The following is a 20,034-nucleotide window of genomic DNA, read 5'->3' on the forward strand; positions in this document are numbered from 1 at the left end:
GGTCCGGCGGGAACGTCCCGGCGATCGGGCCGGCGCCGGCAATGCGGTCGGCCAGGTGGCCGACGCCGATCGCGTAACTCGTCGAATTGTTGTAGCGCTTGATGACATCGAAATTGGGCCCGACGACGAAAACCGGCCCGCCGTCGTGCGGCTGAATGCGGCGACCGCCGGCGACGGATGCCCCCGGAGAACCTGCCTCCCCGCCCCAGGGCTCACCCTTTTGCCAACCCGCGCGCTTCAGGTAGGCGGCCGTGCTTGCCAGCGCATCGGTCGGATCGTCGCTCCAGATATCGCGCCGCCCGTCTCCGTTGAAATCGACGGCATAGCCGAGATAGGAGGTGGGAATGAACTGCGTATGCCCCATGGCGCCAGCCCAGCTTCCGGTCATCCGCTGCGGGCTGATATCGCCGTTCTGAAGGATTTTCAGAGCCCCCAGCAACTGGCTTTCGAAGAAACTGCCGCGCCGTCCCTCATAGGCGAGCGTCGACAGCGCCGAGACGACCGGCACATCGCCGCGCCGCTCGCCATACATGCTCTCCAGCCCCCAGACGGCGACGACCACGGTTCCGTCAACCCCGTAGGCCGCCTCGATCTGCTCCAGCACATTCCGGTAACGGGCATAATTGGCGCGCCCCTTGGCCACCCGCTCGTCGGAGGCGGCGATGGCGAGGTACTCCTCGAGCGTGCGGTTGAACTCGGTCTGGTTCCGGTCCTGTACGATGACGTCGGGCGTATAGCCCGCGTTGGCAAACGCCGCATTCAGCGTCTGCCGCGAAATGCCCTTCGCCTCGGCGCGGGTCCTGAAATCCTCCACCCAGGCGTCCCATCCGGCATTGGCAATCGCGCCGGGGGGCGTCGAACCCGACGGCGACCCGCCGAACAGACTACTCGAACAGGCCGAGAGCAAGGTCCCTAGCGCCATAAGAGAAAATGCGCGTCTCGTCGCTTGCATGCGCTGATCCACTCCGCTGCGTGTTCAAGGAAGGATTCTAGCGCAGAATACAACGGCGGCAAGTCGGCCGAAGGGTCTGGCCAAAGGTTCGATATCAAAATCTGTTGACGTCTCTGTCGTGCCCGAGCGCACGCCGCTGCAGCGCTCACGCCGAAGATGCGCAAGCGCGACAGGCCGCCTGCCCAATTATTCGGCGCATTTTGAGGGGAACTGCCCGAATTTCAGCGCGTTGGTTGTATTGGACCATGCAAATGCCGCCTTCCGCAGGAAGGCATGGTCCTTGCATTACTTCAGATGTTGTATTGATATGCGATAATAACAATCGGGGGATGAACGCTTTGCCATTCGATGAAATGATGACCGCGGACAACCAGCCGCGCGACCCTTACAAGGACTACTATGACTGGTACAGTCAGCAGAACCCCGCATCCCTGATCGCGAAATCGCGCGATGCGGAAAACATTTTCCGCAAGACCGGCATCACCTTCGCCGTTTACGGCCATGCCGACAGTTCGGAAAAGCTGATCCCCTTCGACATCGTGCCGCGCATCATTTCCGGCCGGGAATGGCGCAAGCTCGCCGCCGGCATCGAACAGCGCGTGATTGCGCTGAACGCCTTCCTGAAAGACATCTACCACAAGCAGGAGATCATCAAGGCGGGCCGCCTGCCGCGCCGGCTGATCGAGGAAAACGATGCCTTCCTGCCGCAGATGATCGGCTTCGAGCCGCCCGGCGGGGTCTACACCCACATTGTCGGCACCGACATCGTGCGCACGGGCGAGGACCAGTTCTACGTGCTGGAAGACAATGCCCGCACACCCTCCGGCGTTTCCTACATGCTGGAAAACCGGGAAACCATGATGCAGATGTTTCCCGAACTGTTCTACAAGAACCGGGTGCGCCGCGTGGAGGACTATCCCCAGCTTCTGCGCCAGAGCCTTGCAACGCTCGCCCCTCCCGGTTTCTCCGGCACCCGCCCGCGCGTCGGCGTTCTGACGCCCGGCATCTATAATTCGGCCTATTACGAGCACTCCTTCCTTGCCGACATGATGGGCGTGGAACTGGTCGAGGGTCAGGACCTGCGCGTGATCGACGGCAAGGTGAAGATGCGCACCACGCGCGGCTATGAGGCGATCGACGTCATCTATCGCCGAGTCGATGATGATTTTCTCGACCCGCTGACCTTCCGCCCGGACTCCGCGCTCGGCATTCCGGGCATCATGGATGTCTACCGCGCCGGCCATGTCACCATCGCCAATGCCCCGGGCACCGGCATTGCCGATGACAAGGCGATCTATTCCTACATGCCGGAAATCGTCGAATTCTACACCGGGCAGAAGCCGCTTCTGGAAAATGTGCCGACCTGGCGCTGTTCGGAGCCGGAAAGCCTCGCTTATGTGCTCGACAATATTGCGGATCTCGTGGTCAAGGAAGTGCATGGCTCCGGCGGCTACGGCATGCTGGTCGGCCCGGCGGCCAGCAGGAAGGAACTGGAAGACTTCACCGCCAAGCTTCGCGCAAGGCCCGCGAACTACATCGCCCAGCCGACGCTTTCGCTCTCCACCGTCCCGATCCTCGTCAAGAAGGGCATCGCGCCGCGCCATGTCGATCTCAGACCCTATGTGCTGGTGTCGGACCGCGTGCGGATCATGCCCGGCGGGCTCACCCGCGTCGCATTGAAGGAAGGCTCCCTGGTGGTCAATTCCAGCCAGGGCGGCGGAACCAAGGATACATGGGTGCTGGAGGACTGATGATGCTTGGAAAAACCGCAAACGGCCTGTTCTGGATGTTCCGCTATTTCGAGCGCGCCGAGAACATAGCCCGCCTGATCGACGCCGGTCAGCGCGTGGCGCTGACGCGCTCCAACGGCGCGGATGACTGGGACGGCATCCTGCAGAGCGCCGGCGTCCAGGAAGCCTATTTCGAGGTGCACAGCAAGCTGACGGCCGACAACGCCATCGACTTCCTGTTGCGTGACCGCCGCAATCCTTCGAGCGTCGTCTCCTGCATCGACGCGGGCCGCAACAATGCCCGCCTGGTGCGCACCGCGCTGACGCGCGAGACATGGGAAGCCACCAATGAGTGCTGGATCGAAAGCCGCAGCCTGCTTTCGGCCAAGCTGAGGCCGGCCGACCTGCCCAAGGCGATCGACCTGGTCAAGCACAAGACGGCGCTGATCCGCGGCACGTTTCACGGCTCGATGCTGCGCAACGAGATCTACAACTTCGCCCATATCGGCACGTTCATCGAGCGCGCGGACAATACCAGCCGCATTCTCGACGTGAAATATTACGTGCTGTTGCCCTCCGTGCACCACGTTGGCACCTCGCTCGACAATCTGCAGTGGGAATCGATCCTGCGTTCGGTCTCGGCCCACCGGGCCTATGGCTGGGTGCATAACGGCGAGTACCGGCCGAGCCAGATTGCCGAATTTCTGATCCTCGACGTGCAATTGCCGCGCTCGCTCGCCTATTCCTACGAGAAGATCGTGCTCAATCTGGACTATCTCGCCGCCGATTACGGCGAGCGGCTGGAGGCGCACGACACCGCGCATGCCATCCGCAGCACGCTTCGCAGCCAGAAGATCAAGACGATCATGGACAACGGCCTGCACCAGTTCCTCGAGGACTTCGTCAGCCGCAACAACAAGCTCAGCCAGCAAATCAGCGAGGGGTATCGCTTCTACGCATGAGGGTGCGGAAAGGCGTGAAGGGACAAACGCGATGCTTTTGAACATCAACCATGTGACTGAATACAGTTACGAGACCCCGGTTCAGTTCTCGCTGCAGCGGCTGCGGCTGACGCCGGTCGATTCGGCCGGCCAGACAATCCGCGACTGGGCCGTGACCATCGAGGGCGCCAAGAGCGAGGTCGCCTACACCGACCAGTACGAGAACCACGTCCGGCTCGTCTCCGTCGAAGGGGAACACCCGAGCGTTCGTCTGATCGCCTCGGGGACGGTGGAAACCCGCGACACGGACGGCATTTTCGGCCCGGCCTCACCGGACATCCCGCTCTGGCTGTTCCTGCGCCAGACGCCGCTGACGCAAGCGGACAAGGCCATCGAAAAGCTGGTCGAGAAACTCGAAGGCGATTCCGACCTGGCCAGGCTCCACAACCTGATGGAACGGCTGCACAAGACCATGACCTTCAAGCCGGGCGCGACCAGCGTCGCGACCACGGCCGGCGAGGCGCTGGAGACCAAATCCGGCGTCTGCCAGGATTATGCCCATATCGTGATTGCCTCAGCCCGCAAGATGAAGGTGCCGGCACGTTATGTCTCCGGCTACCTCTATATGCCGGACCTCGAGAACCAGACGGCAAGCCATGCCTGGGCGGAATGCTATCTGGAAGGCCTCGGCTGGGTCGGTTTCGACGCCGCCAACAAGGTCTGCCCGGACGAGCGCTATGTGCGGGTTGCCTCAGGCCTGGACTACAGGGATGCCGCGCCCGTTTCCGGCATGACGATCGGCGGCGGCAGGGAAAGCCTTGCGGTCAAGCTCTCCGTCGCCAGCCAGAGCCAGTCGCAAAGCCAGAGCTGACAAGAATTGGCCGCCGCTGCGGATAAACGCTGCGGCGGCTTCCAGTCTCAGACGAAGCGGGCGCTCTTCAGCACCGGCAGCCCCACGCCTTCGCGCCACCGGTCGATCACCCTCGCGTTGAGGATACTCTCCTCGCCGCTCAGTGCCGGCCAGGGCGCCGCGGTCAAACCGTCCAGAATGGCCGTGGTCGCCACTTCCGCCTCGAAGGCGAAGAGCTGGCGCGGATCGCGCAGCCATTCCTCGCGCGTCCCGTCCTCCGTCTCGATCACGATTTTCGCGTCGGAAGGACCGGCATTGCGGCCAGGCCGCCAGGGAACGGGAAGGCGGATCGTGCCTCTGGTGCCGGTGAGCACCAGCGTGTCCTCCATCTCCCGGCGCAGCGCGCAGACGATGCTTGCCGTCAGCCCGTCGCCGAAATCAAGCTCGGCATCGGCGATCTCGTCAACGCCGGTCGGTCCGATCTCGCCGGATGCCTCAAGGGTCACCGGCTCGGCATAGGGCAGGCCCTTCGCCGCCCCGGCGATCAGACGAACGGTCGTCACCGGATAGCAACCGATATCGAGAATGCCGCCGCCGCCGAGGGCGGGATCGAAGAGCCGCGAAGACGGATCCCGCTCCCTGAACCCGCCGTTCTTCGCCTCGATATGGGTGAGCTTTCCGATCACGCCATCGCGCACCAGTTCAACAAGCCGGGCGGTCTGCGGATGGCTCCGGCACTTGTAGGCCTCCATGAAAAAGACATCGGCCTTGCGCGCGGCCTCGACCAGCGTTTCGACATCGCTTGCGCCAAGACCCGCAGGCTTTTCCACCATCAGTCCCTTGCCGGCCTCGATCGCCAGAAGCCCGTGCGCCAGATGGAAGGAATGCGGGGTGGCGACATAGATGACGTCGAGATCGGGATCGGCGACGAGTTCCTCATAGGAGCCGTAGAGCCGTTCCACGCCATGGCGTTCGCCGAATGCCGCCAATCGGTCCGGCGTGCGTCCGCCGGCAGCCAGGAGTTTCGCCGAGGGCGTCTGCGACAGGCCGACGGCGAAGTTGTTGGCGATGGCGCCGGGGCCGAGAATGCCCCAGCAAACCTGTCTTCCTGTCATGCTCATGCGGCGCCGCCCGGATAGTTCGGGCTTTCGCGGGTAATGGTGACGTCATGGGCGTGGCTTTCGCGCAGCCCCGCATTGGAGATTTGCACGAAAGTCGCCTTTTCCTGGAAATCGACGATATCCTTGCCGCCGACATAGCCCATGGCGGCGCGCAGACCGCCCGCGAGCTGGTGCAGGACGCCGCCGGTCGGGCCCTTGTAGGGCACCTGGCCTTCAATGCCCTCGGGCACCAGTTTCAGCGTGTCGCGCACTTCCGCCTGGAAATAGCGGTCCGCAGAGCCGCGCGCCATGGCGCCGACGGAGCCCATGCCGCGATAGGCCTTGAAGGACCGGCCCTGATAAAGGAAGACCTCGCCCGGGCTTTCATCCGTGCCGGCGAGAAGCGAGCCGACCATGACGGCGGACGCGCCGGCGGCGATCGCCTTGGCCATGTCGCCGGAGAACTTGATGCCGCCGTCCGCGATCACCGGAATGCCGGCATCGCGGGCTGCCTCGGCAGCGGCCATCACGGCTGCAAGCTGCGGCACCCCGACGCCCGCGACAATGCGCGTGGTGCAGATCGAGCCCGGACCGATGCCGACCTTGACCGCGTCCGCGCCCGCATCGATCAGCGCCTTGGTGCCGTCGGTGGTGGCGACATTGCCGGCCATGATGCGCACCGAATTCGACAGCGTCTTCACCCGGCCGACCGCATCCAGCACCTTCTGCGAATGGCCATGGGCGGTGTCGATGACGATCAGGTCGACGCCGGCATCGACCAGCATCTCGGCGCGCTGGAAACCGTCATCGCCGACGGAGATGGCGGCGGCGGCGCGAAGCCGGCCCTGCGCGTCCTTGGAAGCGTTGGGATTGAGCTGCGATTTCTCGATGTCCTTGACGGTGATGAGGCCGACGCAATGACCGCGATCATCGACGACGAGCAGCTTTTCGATGCGATGGTGATGGAGAAGCCTCTTGGCTTCCTGCTGGTCGACCGTCTCACGAACCGTGATCAGGTTCTCCCGCGTCATCAGCTCGTAGATGCGCTGCTCGGGGTTGGAGGCAAAGCGGACGTCGCGGTTGGTCAGAATGCCGACGAGGCGGCCGGAGGTGTGGCCATCGCTGGTGCCCTGCTCGACCACCGGAATGCCGGATATGTGATGCGCCTTCATCAGCGCCAGCGCTTCTGCAAGGGTCGCGTCCGGGCCGATGGTGACCGGGTTGACCACCATGCCGCTTTCGAATTTCTTCACCTGGCGAACCTGTTCGGCCTGCTCGTGCGGGGTGAGGTTGCGGTGGATGACGCCGATGCCGCCGGCCTGTGCCATGGCGATTGCAAGCCGGGCCTCGGTCACCGTGTCCATCGCGGAGGAGAGGATGGGCAGGTTGAGATTGATGTCGCGGGCGATCGTGGTCGAAACATCGACCTGTCCCGGCATCACCTCTGAATGACCCGGCTGCAGCAGCACATCATCAAAGGTGAGCGCCTGCATGCCGGTAGCGGCCTGAATAATCTGAGCCATGGCCAATTTCCTTTTTCAAATACGAAATGGCCGGGCGGTGCGTTCCGTCCGGTCCCTTGCAGATAAGTCTGGAAGTTGGCGAGTGCTCGTAACACGAAGATGACGCGTTGGAAATACCCAATCCGAAATGCGCATTCCGGATCGGGCAGATTGTGAAGGCGGCGCAATTGCGCCGCGTGTTTTCAGACCTTGAACTGGTACGTCTTCGGCATGAATTTGTAGCCGTCTCCGACCTTTTCCACATAGCCGACGGCGGGAAACGGCATGTGATAGCCGAGGAAGGGAATCCGCTCGGCGGCCACCATGTCGAAGACCTGCCTGCGGGTCGCGGCAGCCATCTCCTTGTCCATGTCGAAGCGCACATGCCAGTCCGGGCGCTGCAGCGAGAGCACGTACTGATTCGCCGTATCCGCCGTCAGCAGCAGCCTTTCGTCACTCGATTCGAGCATGAAGATCAGATGGCCGGGCGTGTGGCCGAAGGCGTCCATCGCCGTGATGCCGGGCACGACTTCATCACCGCCGCCGATGAAGGTCGCCTGATCGACAAGCGGCGTCACCAGCTTAGTCACGCTCTGGTGGCCGCCTTCGGCGGGCGTGCCCATGCGCGCATCATCGCTCCAGAAAGCATATTCCTTCTCGCCGAAGACATAGCGGGCATTGGGAAAGGCGGGGCCGTCTTCCTCCATCAGCCCGTTGATGTGGTCGCCATGCATGTGGGTGATGACGACGATGTCGATGTCCTCCGGCTGGTAGCCATTGGCAATCAGCCCTTCACGCAGACGCCCCGCGCCCCAGGAACGACCCGCCGGGCCCATGCCGGTGTCGAACAGCACGGTCTCATTGCCGGTATCGACAAGCACCGGCGCAAAGCCGTTGACCAGCCTGTCCGGCGGCAGGAAGTTTTCCTCAAGCAGCGCGGCAACGGTCTCCGGGTCCTGCCCGGTTCCGAAAGTCTCCCCCGGATTCTCCATCAGCCGTGTGCCGTCCTCGACGACGAGCAGCTTGAAGTCGCCGAGATCAAAACTGTCGCTCGGCGGCGCATCGACCATCTTCATGCGGTCGCCTTCCGTGTTCTGCGCCATGGCGCTTGTCGCGCCGGACACGAAGGGCGTGGCGATGGCGGCCAGACCCGCGCCGGCCATGAGACGACGGCGGTTGATACCAGTATTCTCAGTCATCAATCGTCCTCCTGGAATTAAAATTCAACACCTCTGACCTTGGGGAGGATGCGTCGGTTTCAAGTCGGACGCATGTATTTGCCCTCACTGGAGCGTCACATTTGCGTGAGCGGGAAACGGCTTCAGCCATTGGCTTTTGCGCAACCGCCCGCTAAGACATCTGCTCTTGTCACACTTTTTTTTCGAGATGCCGAGAGATGAATCCGATCGTTCCGCTGATCATGGCCGTTGCGCTCTTCATGGAGCAGATGGATTCGACCGTCATCTCGACAGCGCTGCCGGCCATTGCCGCCGATCTGAACGTCGGTCCGATCACGCTGAAACTGGCGCTGACCACCTATATGGTGGCGCTTGCGATCTTCATTCCCGTTTCCGGCTGGACGGCCGACCGCTTCGGGGCCAAACGCGTGTTTCGCGCGGCGATCATCGTCTTTTTGATCGGCTCCGTGTTCTGCGCGATCTCGAGCAATCTGATCGAGTTCGTGGCTTCGCGCTTCCTGCAGGGCATGGGCGGAGCGATGATGACGCCGGTCGGGCGCCTGGTGATCCTGAGGACCACAGACCGCTCCGAACTGGTGCGCGCCATGGCGTTGCTGACCATCCCGGCGCTTCTCGGCCCGATGGCGGGACCGCCGCTCGGCGGCTTCCTCACCACCTATTTCTCCTGGCACTGGATCTTTCTGATCAATGTGCCGATCGGCATTGTCGGCCTGATCATGGCCGGCATCTTCCTGCCGCTGATCGAGGACGAACCGCCGTCGAACCTCGACTGGAAGGGTTTTTTCCTGGTGGCGCTCGCCGCCTCCGGCATCGTCTTCGGTCTTTCGGTGATCAGCCTGCCGGCCCTGCCGCCGGCGACCGGCTTCATCACCACCGCAATCGGCTTCCTGTCAGGATTCTGGTACATCCGTCACGCGCGTCGGGTCGAAAAGCCGCTTCTCAATCTGTCGCTGTTTTCCAATCCAAGCTTCGCCGTCGCCACATCGTCTGCAACGTTTTTCCGCATGGCGACGGGCGCCTTTCCTTTCCTGATGCCGCTGATGCTTCAGCTTGGCTTTGGCCTCAACCCGTTCGAATCCGGCATGATCACCTTTATCGGCGCGGCCGGCGCGCTTCTGACCAAATTCGTCGCGCCGAAGGTGTTTTCCGCCTTCGGATTCCGCACTGTGCTGATCACCGCATCGCTGGGAGCAGCGATCCTCACCGTCACCTTTTCCTTCTTCGAGGCGACGACGCCGCATCTCGTCATTCTGGCGATCCTGTTCTGCTCGGGCCTGTTCCGGTCCTTCTTCTTCACCGGCGTCAACGCGCTCGCCTATGCCGATATCGAAAACAGCCAGGCGAGCCAGGCAACGGCAATGAGCTCGATGTTCCAGCAGGCGAGTTTCGCGCTCGGCGTTGCCTTCGCCGCCGTTATTCTGGAACTTGCCGGCCATTTCACCGGCGGCGCGCTGACGGTTGCCCACTTCCACATCGCCTTCGCCGTCGTCGCGATTCTCTCGCTCATCTCGGTCTTTCCGCTGATGCGCCTGAGAGCGGATGCAGGAGCGGCAGTGTCCGGCCACAGAGGCGCGCAGGCTGCGGAATGAGACCAGGCAAAACGAACATTTGCGATCATACAATTTGACATTCCGAAGATTTACGCGCATTCTGCCTTGCTGATTATCAAGAGCAAACGGGAGTCATCGCGATGTCGCGCGCCGAAAATCCAGCCGAACCGGTCGATATCTTCGTCATCGGCGGCGGCGTCAACGGCGTCGGCATTGCCCGCGATGCGGCCGGCCGCGGTCTTTCCGTGGCGCTCGCCGAAATGCATGATCTCGCCTCGGCGACCTCTTCCGCCTCGACCAAGCTTTATCACGGCGGGCTGCGTTATCTGGAATATTACGAGTTCCGGCTGGTGCGCGAGGCGCTGATCGAGCGCGAGGTTCTTTTGAAGGCGATGCCGCACATCTCCTGGCCGATGCGTTTCGTGCTGCCGCATCACAAGGGCCTGCGCCCCTGGTGGCTGATCAGGCTCGGCCTGTTCCTTTACGACCATCTCGGCGGCCGCAAGTTCCTGCCCGCCACCAAAAGCGTCGACCTGACGAAAGATCCCGCCGGAAAAGCGCTCAAAAGCGAATATCGGCGCGCCTTCGAGTATTCGGATTGCTGGGTGCAGGATGCGCGCCTCGTGAGCCTGATGGCCCGCGATGCGGCCGAGCGCGGCGTCAATGTCATGGTCCGCACCAAAGTCACCCGCGCCGAACAGGTGGATGGGCCTTCAGGCGGTGACCGCCTGTGGAAAATCGAACTCGAGGACGAGAACGGTCCGCTTCAGCCGGTCCTTGCCCGCGCGCTGGTCAATGCCGGCGGTCCCTGGGTCGCCGATATCATCGCCGGCGCGCTTGGCATCAACACGTCAGAGAAGGTTCGCCTCGTGCGCGGCAGCCATATCGTGACCAAGAAGCTCTACGACCACAACCGCTGCTATTTCTTCCAGGGCAGCGACGGCCGCATCATCTTCGCCATTCCCTACGAGCAGGATTTCACTCTGATCGGCACCACTGACAAGGACCATCAGGGTCCGGCATCATCGGCGAAATGCACCGATGAGGAGGCCGATTATCTCTGCCGCTTTGCGTCTGAATATTTCGAAAAGCCGATCACCCGCGAAGACATCGTCTGGACCTATTCCGGCGTGCGCCCGCTCTATGACGACGGCGCCTCCTCGGCAACGGCGGCGACCCGCGACTACGTGCTCTCTCTACGCAAGGAAGGCGCGCCGCTTCTCAGCGTCTTCGGCGGCAAGATCACCACGCATCGCAAGCTCGCCGAGGCCGCTCTCCACAAGTTATCCCCATTCTTTCCACAAGCCGGCGAGGACTGGACGGCGGGCGCGACACTGCCCGGCGGAGATTTTCCGGTGAGCGACGCAGCCGCGCTTCCCGCACGCCTTCGCGAGGATTATCCGTTTTTGAGCGAGGCGCAGGCGTTGCGCCTGATCCGCACCTATGGCACCGATTGCTGGAAGATGCTCGGCCGTGCCTCCGGCCCCGAGGACCTCGGGCAGGCCTTCGGCGCCGGGCTCTATGAGGCAGAGGTGCGCTGGCTCGCGGAGAATGAATTCGCGCGCCGGGCCGAGGATATCGTTTTCCGGCGCACAAAATTCGGCTTGCGCATGAGCGGGGAAGAGATCGCGGCGCTCGATGACTGGCTTGTCGCGCAGCAGGTACGATAGACTTCGAACGGGGAGGAGAAGGGCATGAGCCACATTCTGGCGATCGACCAGGGCACGACATCGAGCCGCGCGATCATTTTCGACGCGAACATGAAACTGGTGGCCTCGGCGCAGGAGGAGTTCCGGCAGTATTACCCGGCCTCGGGCCTTGTCGAACACGCACCGGCGGATATCTGGTCGACGGTTGCCGCGACCTGCCGCGAAGCGATCGAGCGCGCCGATATCCATGCCGCCGACATTGCCGCCATCGGCATCGCCAACCAGCGCGAGACCGCGCTGATCTGGGATCGCAAGACCGGGCGGCCGATCCACAAGGCGATCGTCTGGCAGGACCGCCGCACGGCAGATACCTGTGCCAGGCTGCGCGAAGACGGCCACGAGGCTTTCATCACCTCCGCAACCGGCCTCATCCTCGATCCCTATTTTTCGGCGACCAAGATCGCATGGATGCTCGACAATGTGGAAGGCGCAAGGGCGCTGGCGGAAAAGGGACGGCTCGCTTTCGGCACGGTCGACACCTATCTCATCTGGCGGCTGACCGACGGCAAGTCCCACGTCACCGACGCCACCAATGCCGCCCGCACCATGCTCTACAATATCCGCGAGGGAAAATGGGACGAGGACATCTGCGCGCTGCTCGATATCCCGATGTCGCTTCTGCCGGAAGTGAAGGATTGCGCCGCCGATTTCGGCATGACGCGCGATGACCTGTTCGGTCGCGAGATTCCGATTTTCGGCGTCGCCGGCGACCAGCAGGCGGCAACCGTCGGTCAGGCCTGTTTCGAGCCGGGCATGATCAAGTCGACCTATGGCACGGGATGTTTCGCGCTTCTCAACACCGGCGACAAGTTCGTGAAAAGCGAAAGCCGGATGCTCTCGACCATCGCCTACCAGATTGACGGCAAGCCGACCTATGCTCTGGAGGGCTCGATCTTCATCGCCGGCGCCGTCGTGCAATGGCTGCGCGACGGGCTGAAGGTGATCCGCCATGCCCGCGAGACCGACGCGCTGGCAAACGCCGCCGACCGCGAGCAGACGCTCTACATGGTGCCGGCCTTCACCGGCCTCGGCGCGCCCTACTGGGATGCCGAATGCCGCGGCGCAATCTACGGGCTCACCCGCAATTCCGGCCCGGCGGAATTTGCCCGCGCCGCGCTTCAAAGCGTTGGCTACCAGACGCGCGACCTGCTGGAGGCCATGCATGGCGACTGGGGAAGCCATGATTCGGCGAATATCCTGAGGGTCGACGGCGGCATGAGCGCCAATGACTGGACCATGCAGTTCCTCGCCGACATTCTGGGCGTGCCCGTCGACCGCCCGCAAGTGGTCGAAACCACGGCGCTGGGCGCGGCCTGGCTTGCGGGAAGCCGCGCCGGCCTCTATCCCGGCCTGAAGGAATTCGCCTCCGCCTGGGCCGTCGACCGCCAGTTCACGCCGACGATGGAGGAACAGACGCGCGAGAAACTTTACAAGGGCTGGAAGAATGCGGTTCAGCGGACCCTCGGTCCGATCTGATCAGTCACCGAACCTGTACTGCATCGTCACCAGATCGAGCCAGCGGCCGAATTTTGTCCCGACCTCCGGATAACGCCCGGCATGGAAGAAGCCGAGGCGCTCATGCAGCGCGATCGAGGTGATGTTCTCGCCCTCGATCGCCGCGATCATGGCATGCACGCCGTTTTCGCGCGCGCGGACGAGCAGCGCTTCCATGAGCCTGCGCCCTGCCCCGCCGCCGCGGCAATCCCTGTGCACATAGACCGAATGCTCGACCGTATGGCGGTACCCGTCAAACGGTCGCCAGTCGCCATAGCTTGCGTAACCGATGACCTTGCCGTCGCGTTCTGCGACCAGCACCGGAAAGCCGCGCGCGCGACGGGCGGTAAGCCAGCCCTTCCGGTTGTCCAGATCGACGAGGATCTCGTTCCAGATCGCCGTGGAATTGAGAACGGCATCATTGTAGATTTCGAGGATGGCCGGCAGATCGGCCTCCCGCGCGTTGCGTATCAGCATGGTTCAGAGGATCCCGGGACGAGGCGTTTTCCGATTGGAACACCGATACCAGAGACCCCCGAGGGCCGAAAGCGCTATTCGGCGATCATCGCATATTTGAGGAAGAGCGCCTGATCGGCGGTGGTCTGCTGCCTGCAGCCGGCGGCAAGCGTCTTGCCCATCGTCCCGCCCTGGGTCTGACTTTCGACGAAGGCGCATCGCGCATCGCGATATTTTATCCAGTCGCGTTCCATTACGAGCAGCGCTTCGGCGATCGACGAACCGGAGACCCCTTCGTCGAGCTTCTTCGCCTGTTTCATGACGTTCTCGTAGATCGCGTTCAGCTGCTTGTCCCAGAATGCCGTTTCGCTCGCCGTGCAGCTCACCATGCCGGCGGATGTCTGACCGAAGTCATTGGCGTTGATGCATTCTTCCGTCGAAAGGCCGATGCATTTTTCTCCCGCATCAACCGAACTGGCCTTGGCAAGGCATTGTGCGGTCGCCGCATCGGAATAGACGATGTCGTCGGCATGGGCGCCAGGCGCGATGAGCAGCGCCGAAAAGGCAAGAAAGGTCGGCAGGCGCATGAAATCCTCCTGATCCATCTGTTCCGATTTCATCAGGATCAAACGACAATTATACGTTGATCGGCAAAACCTGACGCTCCGTGGCCGGAAAGCGCTATTGTCGGCGTTCCCTCACGTGAGCGGGCAAGATTGCAGCCTCGCTCAATAGGTCGGCCAGGAATTGTCCAGATAGATCGCCTGATCCGCGGTCATCCGCAGCAGGCAGCCGGCATAGACCGGTCCGGCGATCGTGCCGCCCTGATACTGGTTGGCCTCGTACTCACAAGTTGCATCGCGAAAATTGATCCAGATCCGTTGCATGTCGCGAAGACTTTCGGCGAGTTCGCCATTGGCGCGCGGATCGTTCTCGGCCTCTGCATCGGCCGCCTTGGCGCGGGCGAGCAGTTCGCGATAGGTCCGGTTCAGCCATTCATCCCAGAATTTGGTTTCAAGCGCCGCGCATTCCTGCAGGCCGATCGTGGTCGATCCGTAGTCGGAGGCGTTCTGGCAGGCCTCGGCGGAAACGCCCGCGCAGGCGCGCATGTCCGCCTCGGTCCCGGCAAGGCTCACGCATTCAGTCACGAGATCGTTGGAATAAACCACTTCCTCATCCGCCAGAGCGGGCGATGCGGACAACAGAGCCGTCACCGCCAGAGCTTTCACAATATGCATGTCTCTCTCCCTGATGCTTTTCGCCGGTCTCGTTGCCAAAACCGCGACCGGTCGTTTGGGTTCCGCCGTCTGCCGGCGTCAGCCTGCAAGGCTGAAACAGGTCAGCACCGCCGCATAATGCACGGCGGCGGCGGCAACGACAAATCCGTGCCAGATCGCGTTCTGGAACCTGAGCTTCTCCCACACATGGAAAAGCACGCCGGCGGAATAGATCACCCCGCCGATGACGATCAATATGCTGGTCGCAAGCGGCAGCAGCGGAAAAAGCGGCCGCGCGACGATGATCCCGCTCCAGCCCATGGCGAGGTAGAGCAGGATCGCCAGACGGTCATAACGGCCGGGCCAGGCCATCTTGAGCGCGATGCCGAGCGCGGCAATGATCCAGACGCCGACGAACAGCGCCATGATCAGCGGATCGCCCATGCCGCGCTGGAGAAAGGGCGTGTAGGTCGCGGCGATCAGGATGAAGATCGAACTGTGATCGAGCCGTTTCCAGATTGCCTTGCTGCGCCCGGCCCTGGGCGGCCAGAGATTGTAGGAAAACGAGATCGACAGCGTCAGCACCAGCCCGGCGGAATAGACGGCGGCGGCGGCGATCTGGGCTGCGCTCGTCCACACCGCGGCGTAGAAGATCAGCACCGTGGCGCCGACAAGCGCCATCACCACGCCGACGCCGTGGACGATGCCGTCGGCAATCAGTTCGGCAAGGTCGTAAGGGCTGCCGCGGCGCGCGAACTGCTTCATTCGGAAAATCGTCTCCGGCGTTTCATCATCAACAAACGAGGATGGGGAACAGGTCCCGGCGAACCCGTTTGCCGCAAGACTAACGCCAAAATGCGACCGGCGAAAGGCCGCATTGCAATGCAACCTCCCGCCGGTCTTCATCCGGTGCAGCTCCAGGCTTCAGCGAAGATCGGCCGCGCAGGTCTTGCAGAAAGGCGTGTAGGGCACGGCTTCCAGTCTTTCCTCGGCAATCGCGTCGCCGCATTTCACGCAGACGCCGAACGTGCCGTCCGCAACGCGCTGCAATGCAGCATCGATCGCCTTGATCTCGTCCGAGCCGACATGGCCGAACTCCTCAAGCACCTCGTCGTTTTCAGCCTCCATCGCCCGGTCTTGACTGTCCGGGTTGCGGGTCCGGCCGAGGTCGGTATCGATCTTCTCAAGCCGGGTCAGTATCTCGGCCTTGCGGCCCTCCAACAGGGCCTTGTAGCGCATCGCGTCCATGTTTTCCTCCCTTGTTGCCGTCGGGCGTTCTCAAACATCAGCGGCGAACGAGAACGGAGCAGGCGGCGTGGCGAACCACGCGGTCGGCCGTCGAGCCGATGAGATAGTTCGAGAAATCGGGCCGATGGGAGGCCACCAGAATGAGGTCGGCCTTGTGGGCCTTGGCCGAAGCCAGGATTTCACGCGCCGGCGGGCCGGTGCGCAACTCGATCTCGGCATCCACCTTGGCGCGGGACCTCAGTTCCTGCAGCTTGTCGCGCGCATCATCAACGGCGCTGTCCATCAAATCCACCGGCACATCGATCGCCAGATAGGACGGGATTTCCTCGACCACGTGGAGCAGAACGATCTCGCCGGCCGGATCCAGCAATTCGCTGGCCTTGGTCAGAATGTCGAGTCCCCTGTCGAGCACGGAAATGTCGACCGGTACGATGATTTTCTTGAACATTGTTTCCTCCTTTCCCGGTTCCCCCCGTGATTGAGAGGGTACTCGCCTTTCAAGAGCATGACTGGCGACCCGGGTCTACTGGCTGTTGACCCGACAGTCGCGCCGCCGGTCGCCTTCCGCATTGATCAAGGTCAATTTCAGATTTGATAATTGTTAGTTTTATAGCGCAAATCATCGAACGGTGCGACTGGAATATACGCTATTGCGTATCTTCATAGAAATACATATCTATAAGTCAATTGGCACTGACCGGGAGCGGCGGTGACCGGAGGTCCGGGCCTGGCCCGTTTCCGCTTCGCCGGACCTGATCTTTAAGGGAGGAAAACATGGCACATATCGTAGTATTGGGCGCAGGCCTTGGAGGCACCATCGTCGCCTATGAATTGCGCGAGAAGCTCGGCCGCGAACATTCGGTCACCGTCATCAACAAGGGATCCGTCTATTCGTTCGTTCCCTCAAACCCCTGGGTGGCTGTCGGCTGGCGCACCGAGGAGGACGTCCAGGTCGACCTGGCCCCGGTTTTCGCCAAACGCAACATCACGCTGAGGCCCGAGGGCGCGGCGAAACTCCACGCGGCGGAAAACCGGGTCGAACTGACCGATGGCAGCATGGTCGATTATGACTATCTGGTGATCGCCACCGGTCCGGAACTCGCCTTTGACGAGATCGAGGGATTCGGTCCCGGCACGGGCTATTCACAGTCAGTGTGCGAGACCGCCCATGCGGGAGAGGCAAAGTCCGCCTTTGACGCGCTTGTCGAAAACCCGGGACCGGTCGTCATCGGCGCCGTTCAGGGCGCATCATGCTTCGGCCCGGCCTATGAATTCGCCTTCATCCTCGACAAGGCGCTCCGCGATGCCAGGGTGCGCGACCGGGTGCCGATGACCTTCGTCACGCCCGAACCCTATATCGGCCATCTCGGCCTCGATGGGGTTGGCGACACCAAGGGCCTGATGGAAAGCGAGCTGCGCGCACGCCACATCAAGTGGATCACCAATGCCCGCGTCGATCACATGACCGAAGAAAGCGTCGTGGCCGAAGAGATCGGAGAGGACGGCGCGGTCAAGGAACGTCACGAACTGCCGGCGACGTTCAAGATGATGCTTCCGGCCTTTCGCGGCGTGTCGGCCATCCGCGGCATCGAGGGGCTGACCAATCCGCGCGGCTTCGTCATCATCGACAAGCACCAGCAAAACCCGACCTTTCAAAACATCTTCGCCATCGGCGTCTGCGTCGCGATTGCGCCGACAGGCAAGACCGCCGTTCCCGTCGGCGTGCCGAAGACCGGCTTCATGATCGAATCGATGGCGACCGCCACGGTCGGCAATATCGCCCGCCTGATCGCCGGCGAAAAACCCAATGTCCAGGCCACATGGAACGCCGTTTGCCTGGCCGACTTCGGAGACGGAGGCGTCGCCTTCGTGGCCCAGCCGCAAATTCCGCCGCGCAACGTCAACTGGGCCTCGGAAGGCCGCTGGGTGCATGCGGCGAAGGTCGGCTTCGAGAAATACTTCCTGCGCAAGGTGAGGACGGGCGTCAGCGAACCGTTTTACGAAAAGCTCGCGCTGCAGGCGCTGAAGATCGACAAGCTGAAGGCCGTCACCTTCGACTGAGCCTTGAACGCGGCCGCGCGGAATGACCCCGCCGGCCGCTTCTTCTCATGGGTAGAGATAGTTCCGTTCCCATTCGGAGCGCGGAATTTCCGTGCCGATCTCGAAGCTGAAGGCCGTGACGTTCAGCGCGCTGGCATCGGTTACGCAATGATAGCGCAGGTGATACCAGTGCTCGTGAGAGCGAAAGACGGCGCCGTCGGCATCGATCGTGTGCCCCTTCACCTCGGGCGTCGCGAAAGTATAGGCGATCACCTTGTCCGGCGTCATGTCGTCGCGGGCGGCATCGATGCGTGAAAGCGCCTCGACGTCGCAACGCTGCTCCAGCTCCTCCTCGGGCTCGAGGCGCTCAAGTTCAGCGGCGATGCGCTTGTTGAGCGCCAAGGCCTGAGAGCCTGCCATAACCACGAATGCGGCCACAAGAACGGTCCTGAACACGTTTGCTCTCCCGACTGACATGTAACACTATTACCCTTCATATGCACAATCCGGCCGCCGGAAGCAAGTCTTCGGCCATCCGCTTGATGTCGCGTGGCGGCAGCCTTATGTTCCGGCGACCTGACAACAACAAGGCCCGCCATCGTGACCGCGTTCAAGAACCTCCCCGCCCCGCCGAAAGCCAAAGCCAAGCCCGTGACCGACACCCGCCACGGCAAGACCCGCGCCGATGACTATGCCTGGCTGCGCGCTGCAAACTGGCAGGCGATGTTCAAGGACCCATCCATTCTCGAGGCCGATATCCGCGCTCATCTGGAGGCTGAAAACGCCTATATGAAAGCCGCGATGGCCGACACGGAAGCGTTTCAGAAGACGCTGTTTGCGGAAATGCGCGGGCGCATCAAGGAAGACGACAGCTCCGTGCCGATGAAGGATGGCGCCTACGCTTATGGCACTGCCTACCGCACAGGCGGAGAGCAGCCTTATTTCTTCCGTATCCCGCGCGACGGCGACTTGCATGATCCGGACCTGCGCGCGGTTCTTCTGGACGGCGACCAGGAGGGCGAAGGCAAGGCCTATTTCGATCTCGGCGGCTTCTTCCACACCACCGACCACACTCGCGCGCTGTGGAGCTTTGACGACAAGGGATCGGAATTCTACACCATCAAGGTGCGCGACCTTGCCGGCGGCAAAGATCTTGAAGACGTGATCGAGAACACCGGCGGCAGCGGCGTCTGGGCGCCGGACGGCAAGAGCTTTTTCTACACGGAAGTGGATGAGAACCATCGCCCCTCCAAGGTCTATCATCATGTCGTCGGCACGGCGCAAAGCGAGGACCGGCTTGTCTATGAGGAAGCCGATCCGGGCTTTTTCGTCGGCATCGGCGGGTCCTTGCTCGATGATTTCATCTTCATCGATGTCCATGACCACCAGACATCGGAAGTCCACATCATCCCGACCAACGCGCTGGATGCCGCGCCGCAGATAGTCGCAAAGCGCGAGACCATGGTGGAGTACGACGTCACCGAGGGCGGCGACGTGTTCTTCATCCTGACCAATGACGGCGGCGCCAAGGATTTCAAGATCGTAGAAGCGCCCGTTTCCGCTCCGGCCAAGGAAAACTGGAAGGAGATCGTGCCGCATCAGGAAGGCCGGCTGATCCTCTCCCATATGGCCTTTGAAAACCATCTGGTGCGGCTCGAACGCCTCGGCGGCTTGCCGCGCATCGTCATCCGCGACCGCAAAACCGGCGAGGAACACGCCATCGCCTTTGACGAGGAAGCCTATGCGCTCGGTCTTCAGGGCGCGCAGGAGTACGATGCGGACACGATCCGCTTTTCCTATTCCTCGATGACCACGCCGAGCCAGCTCTATGACTACAATATGGCGACGCGCGAACGCACACTCTTGAAGACCCAGGAAGTGCCCTCCGGCCACAATCCGGACGACTACGTGACCCGCCGCATTCAGGCAAAGGCGGCAGACGGCGAACTGGTGCCGGTCAGCCTCGTCTACCGCAAGGATACGCCGCTCGACGGTTCCGCCCCCTGCCTGCTTTACGGCTACGGCGCCTACGGCATCTCCATTCCG

The 20,034-nt window shown here is 62.3% G+C and carries 19 protein-coding genes; 8 read left to right on the forward strand and 11 right to left on the reverse strand.

The window, feature by feature from the left end; genetic code table 11:
* Positions 1-922, reverse strand: a 922-nt coding sequence (locus AC5DC2_RS05505; protein WP_491697781.1) for a lytic murein transglycosylase, incomplete at its 3' end; no start/stop codon positions are given.
* A 359-nt stretch (positions 923-1,281) separates the two neighbouring features.
* Between AC5DC2_RS05505 and AC5DC2_RS05510 the strand changes: the two genes are divergently transcribed.
* The 3 genes from AC5DC2_RS05510 to AC5DC2_RS05520 are packed head-to-tail and all read left to right on the forward strand — an operon-like array spanning position 1,282 to position 4,494.
* Positions 1,282-2,703, forward strand: a complete 1,422-nt coding sequence (locus tag AC5DC2_RS05510) for a circularly permuted type 2 ATP-grasp protein (protein WP_081725877.1) — start codon at positions 1,282-1,284, stop codon at positions 2,701-2,703.
* Positions 2,704-2,705: 2 nt separating this feature from the next.
* Complete coding sequence (locus AC5DC2_RS05515; RefSeq protein WP_024709781.1) at positions 2,706-3,644, forward strand: alpha-E domain-containing protein; 939 nt, start codon at positions 2,706-2,708, stop codon at positions 3,642-3,644.
* A 31-nt stretch (positions 3,645-3,675) separates the two neighbouring features.
* Complete coding sequence (locus tag AC5DC2_RS05520) at positions 3,676-4,494, forward strand: transglutaminase family protein (protein WP_491697782.1); 819 nt, start codon at positions 3,676-3,678, stop codon at positions 4,492-4,494.
* A 47-nt stretch (positions 4,495-4,541) separates the two neighbouring features.
* Here AC5DC2_RS05520 and AC5DC2_RS05525 read toward each other — a convergent pair whose 3' ends face one another.
* The 3 genes from AC5DC2_RS05525 to AC5DC2_RS05535 form a co-directional block, all read right to left on the reverse strand.
* A complete protein-coding gene (locus tag AC5DC2_RS05525) occupies positions 4,542-5,594 on the reverse strand; it encodes a Gfo/Idh/MocA family protein (RefSeq protein WP_491697783.1) in 1,053 nt (350 codons plus the stop codon).
* Positions 5,591-7,096 (reverse strand): IMP dehydrogenase, encoded by a 1,506-nt coding sequence (gene guaB, locus AC5DC2_RS05530; protein WP_024709784.1) that lies wholly within the window; start codon positions 7,094-7,096, stop codon positions 5,591-5,593. Before guaB ends, AC5DC2_RS05525 begins: the two co-directional genes overlap by 4 nt.
* A 182-nt stretch (positions 7,097-7,278) precedes the next feature.
* Positions 7,279-8,274: an MBL fold metallo-hydrolase gene (locus AC5DC2_RS05535; protein ID WP_491697784.1), complete on the reverse strand. Its 996-nt coding sequence runs from the start codon at positions 8,272-8,274 to the stop codon at positions 7,279-7,281.
* Between the two features lie 197 nt (positions 8,275-8,471).
* Between AC5DC2_RS05535 and AC5DC2_RS05540 the strand changes: the two genes are divergently transcribed.
* The 3 genes from AC5DC2_RS05540 to glpK all read left to right on the forward strand — a co-directional run bounded on the left by AC5DC2_RS05540 (position 8,472) and on the right by glpK (position 13,009).
* Positions 8,472-9,863: an MFS transporter gene (locus AC5DC2_RS05540; RefSeq protein ID WP_491697785.1), complete on the forward strand. Its 1,392-nt coding sequence runs from the start codon at positions 8,472-8,474 to the stop codon at positions 9,861-9,863.
* Positions 9,864-9,964: 101 nt separating this feature from the next.
* Positions 9,965-11,494: a glycerol-3-phosphate dehydrogenase gene (gene glpD, locus AC5DC2_RS05545; protein ID WP_491697786.1), complete on the forward strand. Its 1,530-nt coding sequence runs from the start codon at positions 9,965-9,967 to the stop codon at positions 11,492-11,494.
* A 24-nt stretch (positions 11,495-11,518) separates the two neighbouring features.
* Positions 11,519-13,009, forward strand: a complete 1,491-nt coding sequence (glpK, locus tag AC5DC2_RS05550) for a glycerol kinase GlpK (protein ID WP_491697787.1) — start codon at positions 11,519-11,521, stop codon at positions 13,007-13,009.
* Here the strand turns inward: glpK and AC5DC2_RS05555 are convergent, their stop codons facing one another.
* The 6 genes from AC5DC2_RS05555 to AC5DC2_RS05580 form a co-directional block, all read right to left on the reverse strand.
* The gene (locus tag AC5DC2_RS05555; protein ID WP_491697788.1) at positions 13,010-13,504 is read right to left on the reverse strand and encodes a GNAT family N-acetyltransferase; all 495 of its coding nucleotides are present in this window, start codon (positions 13,502-13,504) and stop codon (positions 13,010-13,012) included.
* A gap of 74 nt (positions 13,505-13,578) precedes the next feature.
* A complete protein-coding gene (locus AC5DC2_RS05560; RefSeq protein WP_491697789.1) occupies positions 13,579-14,070 on the reverse strand; it encodes a lysozyme inhibitor LprI family protein in 492 nt (163 codons plus the stop codon).
* Positions 14,071-14,211: 141 nt separating this feature from the next.
* Positions 14,212-14,721: a lysozyme inhibitor LprI family protein gene (locus AC5DC2_RS05565; protein ID WP_491697790.1), complete on the reverse strand. Its 510-nt coding sequence runs from the start codon at positions 14,719-14,721 to the stop codon at positions 14,212-14,214.
* 78 nt (positions 14,722-14,799) lie between these two features.
* Complete coding sequence (gene trhA / locus AC5DC2_RS05570; protein WP_491697791.1) at positions 14,800-15,465, reverse strand: PAQR family membrane homeostasis protein TrhA; 666 nt, start codon at positions 15,463-15,465, stop codon at positions 14,800-14,802.
* A 159-nt stretch (positions 15,466-15,624) separates the two neighbouring features.
* Positions 15,625-15,948 carry a TraR/DksA family transcriptional regulator gene (locus AC5DC2_RS05575; protein WP_491697792.1) on the reverse strand — a complete coding sequence of 108 codons (324 nt, stop codon included), beginning with the start codon at positions 15,946-15,948 and terminating at the stop codon, positions 15,625-15,627.
* Positions 15,949-15,985: 37 nt separating this feature from the next.
* Entirely contained in the window at positions 15,986-16,396 is a 411-nt protein-coding gene (locus AC5DC2_RS05580; protein ID WP_024709793.1) for a universal stress protein, read from the reverse strand.
* Positions 16,397-16,722: 326 nt separating this feature from the next.
* Here AC5DC2_RS05580 and AC5DC2_RS05585 point away from each other — a divergent pair, with 326 nt between their 5' ends.
* Positions 16,723-18,009, forward strand: a complete 1,287-nt coding sequence (locus tag AC5DC2_RS05585; RefSeq protein ID WP_491697793.1) for an NAD(P)/FAD-dependent oxidoreductase — start codon at positions 16,723-16,725, stop codon at positions 18,007-18,009.
* 45 nt (positions 18,010-18,054) lie between these two features.
* Here the strand turns inward: AC5DC2_RS05585 and AC5DC2_RS05590 are convergent, their stop codons facing one another.
* Positions 18,055-18,444 carry a DUF930 domain-containing protein gene (locus AC5DC2_RS05590; RefSeq protein ID WP_024709795.1) on the reverse strand — a complete coding sequence of 130 codons (390 nt, stop codon included), beginning with the start codon at positions 18,442-18,444 and terminating at the stop codon, positions 18,055-18,057.
* Between the two features lie 144 nt (positions 18,445-18,588).
* Between AC5DC2_RS05590 and AC5DC2_RS05595 the strand changes: the two genes are divergently transcribed.
* Positions 18,589-20,034, forward strand: a 1,446-nt coding sequence (locus AC5DC2_RS05595) for a S9 family peptidase (protein ID WP_491697794.1), incomplete at its 3' end; no start/stop codon positions are given.

This window comes from Martelella sp. (assembly GCF_984369615.1).

What these genes read in the sequence shown, in the direction of transcription:
- AC5DC2_RS05555 (WP_491697788.1), bottom strand. Translation starts at nt 13,504, where the DNA reads ATGCTGATACGCAACGCGCGGGAGGCCGATCTGCCGGCCATCCTCGAA.
- AC5DC2_RS05510 (WP_081725877.1), top strand. Translation starts at nt 1,282, where the DNA reads ATGAACGCTTTGCCATTCGATGAAATGATGACCGCGGACAACCAGCCG.
- AC5DC2_RS05580 (WP_024709793.1), bottom strand. Translation starts at nt 16,396, where the DNA reads ATGTTCAAGAAAATCATCGTACCGGTCGACATTTCCGTGCTCGACAGG.
- AC5DC2_RS05565 (WP_491697790.1), bottom strand. Translation starts at nt 14,721, where the DNA reads ATGCATATTGTGAAAGCTCTGGCGGTGACGGCTCTGTTGTCCGCATCG.
- AC5DC2_RS05540 (WP_491697785.1), top strand. Translation starts at nt 8,472, where the DNA reads ATGAATCCGATCGTTCCGCTGATCATGGCCGTTGCGCTCTTCATGGAG.
- guaB (WP_024709784.1), bottom strand. Translation starts at nt 7,096, where the DNA reads ATGGCTCAGATTATTCAGGCCGCTACCGGCATGCAGGCGCTCACCTTT.
- AC5DC2_RS05575 (WP_491697792.1), bottom strand. Translation starts at nt 15,948, where the DNA reads ATGGACGCGATGCGCTACAAGGCCCTGTTGGAGGGCCGCAAGGCCGAG.
- AC5DC2_RS05520 (WP_491697782.1), top strand. Translation starts at nt 3,676, where the DNA reads ATGCTTTTGAACATCAACCATGTGACTGAATACAGTTACGAGACCCCG.
- AC5DC2_RS05525 (WP_491697783.1), bottom strand. Translation starts at nt 5,594, where the DNA reads ATGAGCATGACAGGAAGACAGGTTTGCTGGGGCATTCTCGGCCCCGGC.
- AC5DC2_RS05535 (WP_491697784.1), bottom strand. Translation starts at nt 8,274, where the DNA reads ATGACTGAGAATACTGGTATCAACCGCCGTCGTCTCATGGCCGGCGCG.
- trhA (WP_491697791.1), bottom strand. Translation starts at nt 15,465, where the DNA reads ATGAAGCAGTTCGCGCGCCGCGGCAGCCCTTACGACCTTGCCGAACTG.
- AC5DC2_RS05560 (WP_491697789.1), bottom strand. Translation starts at nt 14,070, where the DNA reads ATGCGCCTGCCGACCTTTCTTGCCTTTTCGGCGCTGCTCATCGCGCCT.
- glpK (WP_491697787.1), top strand. Translation starts at nt 11,519, where the DNA reads ATGAGCCACATTCTGGCGATCGACCAGGGCACGACATCGAGCCGCGCG.
- glpD (WP_491697786.1), top strand. Translation starts at nt 9,965, where the DNA reads ATGTCGCGCGCCGAAAATCCAGCCGAACCGGTCGATATCTTCGTCATC.
- AC5DC2_RS05585 (WP_491697793.1), top strand. Translation starts at nt 16,723, where the DNA reads ATGGCACATATCGTAGTATTGGGCGCAGGCCTTGGAGGCACCATCGTC.
- AC5DC2_RS05515 (WP_024709781.1), top strand. Translation starts at nt 2,706, where the DNA reads ATGCTTGGAAAAACCGCAAACGGCCTGTTCTGGATGTTCCGCTATTTC.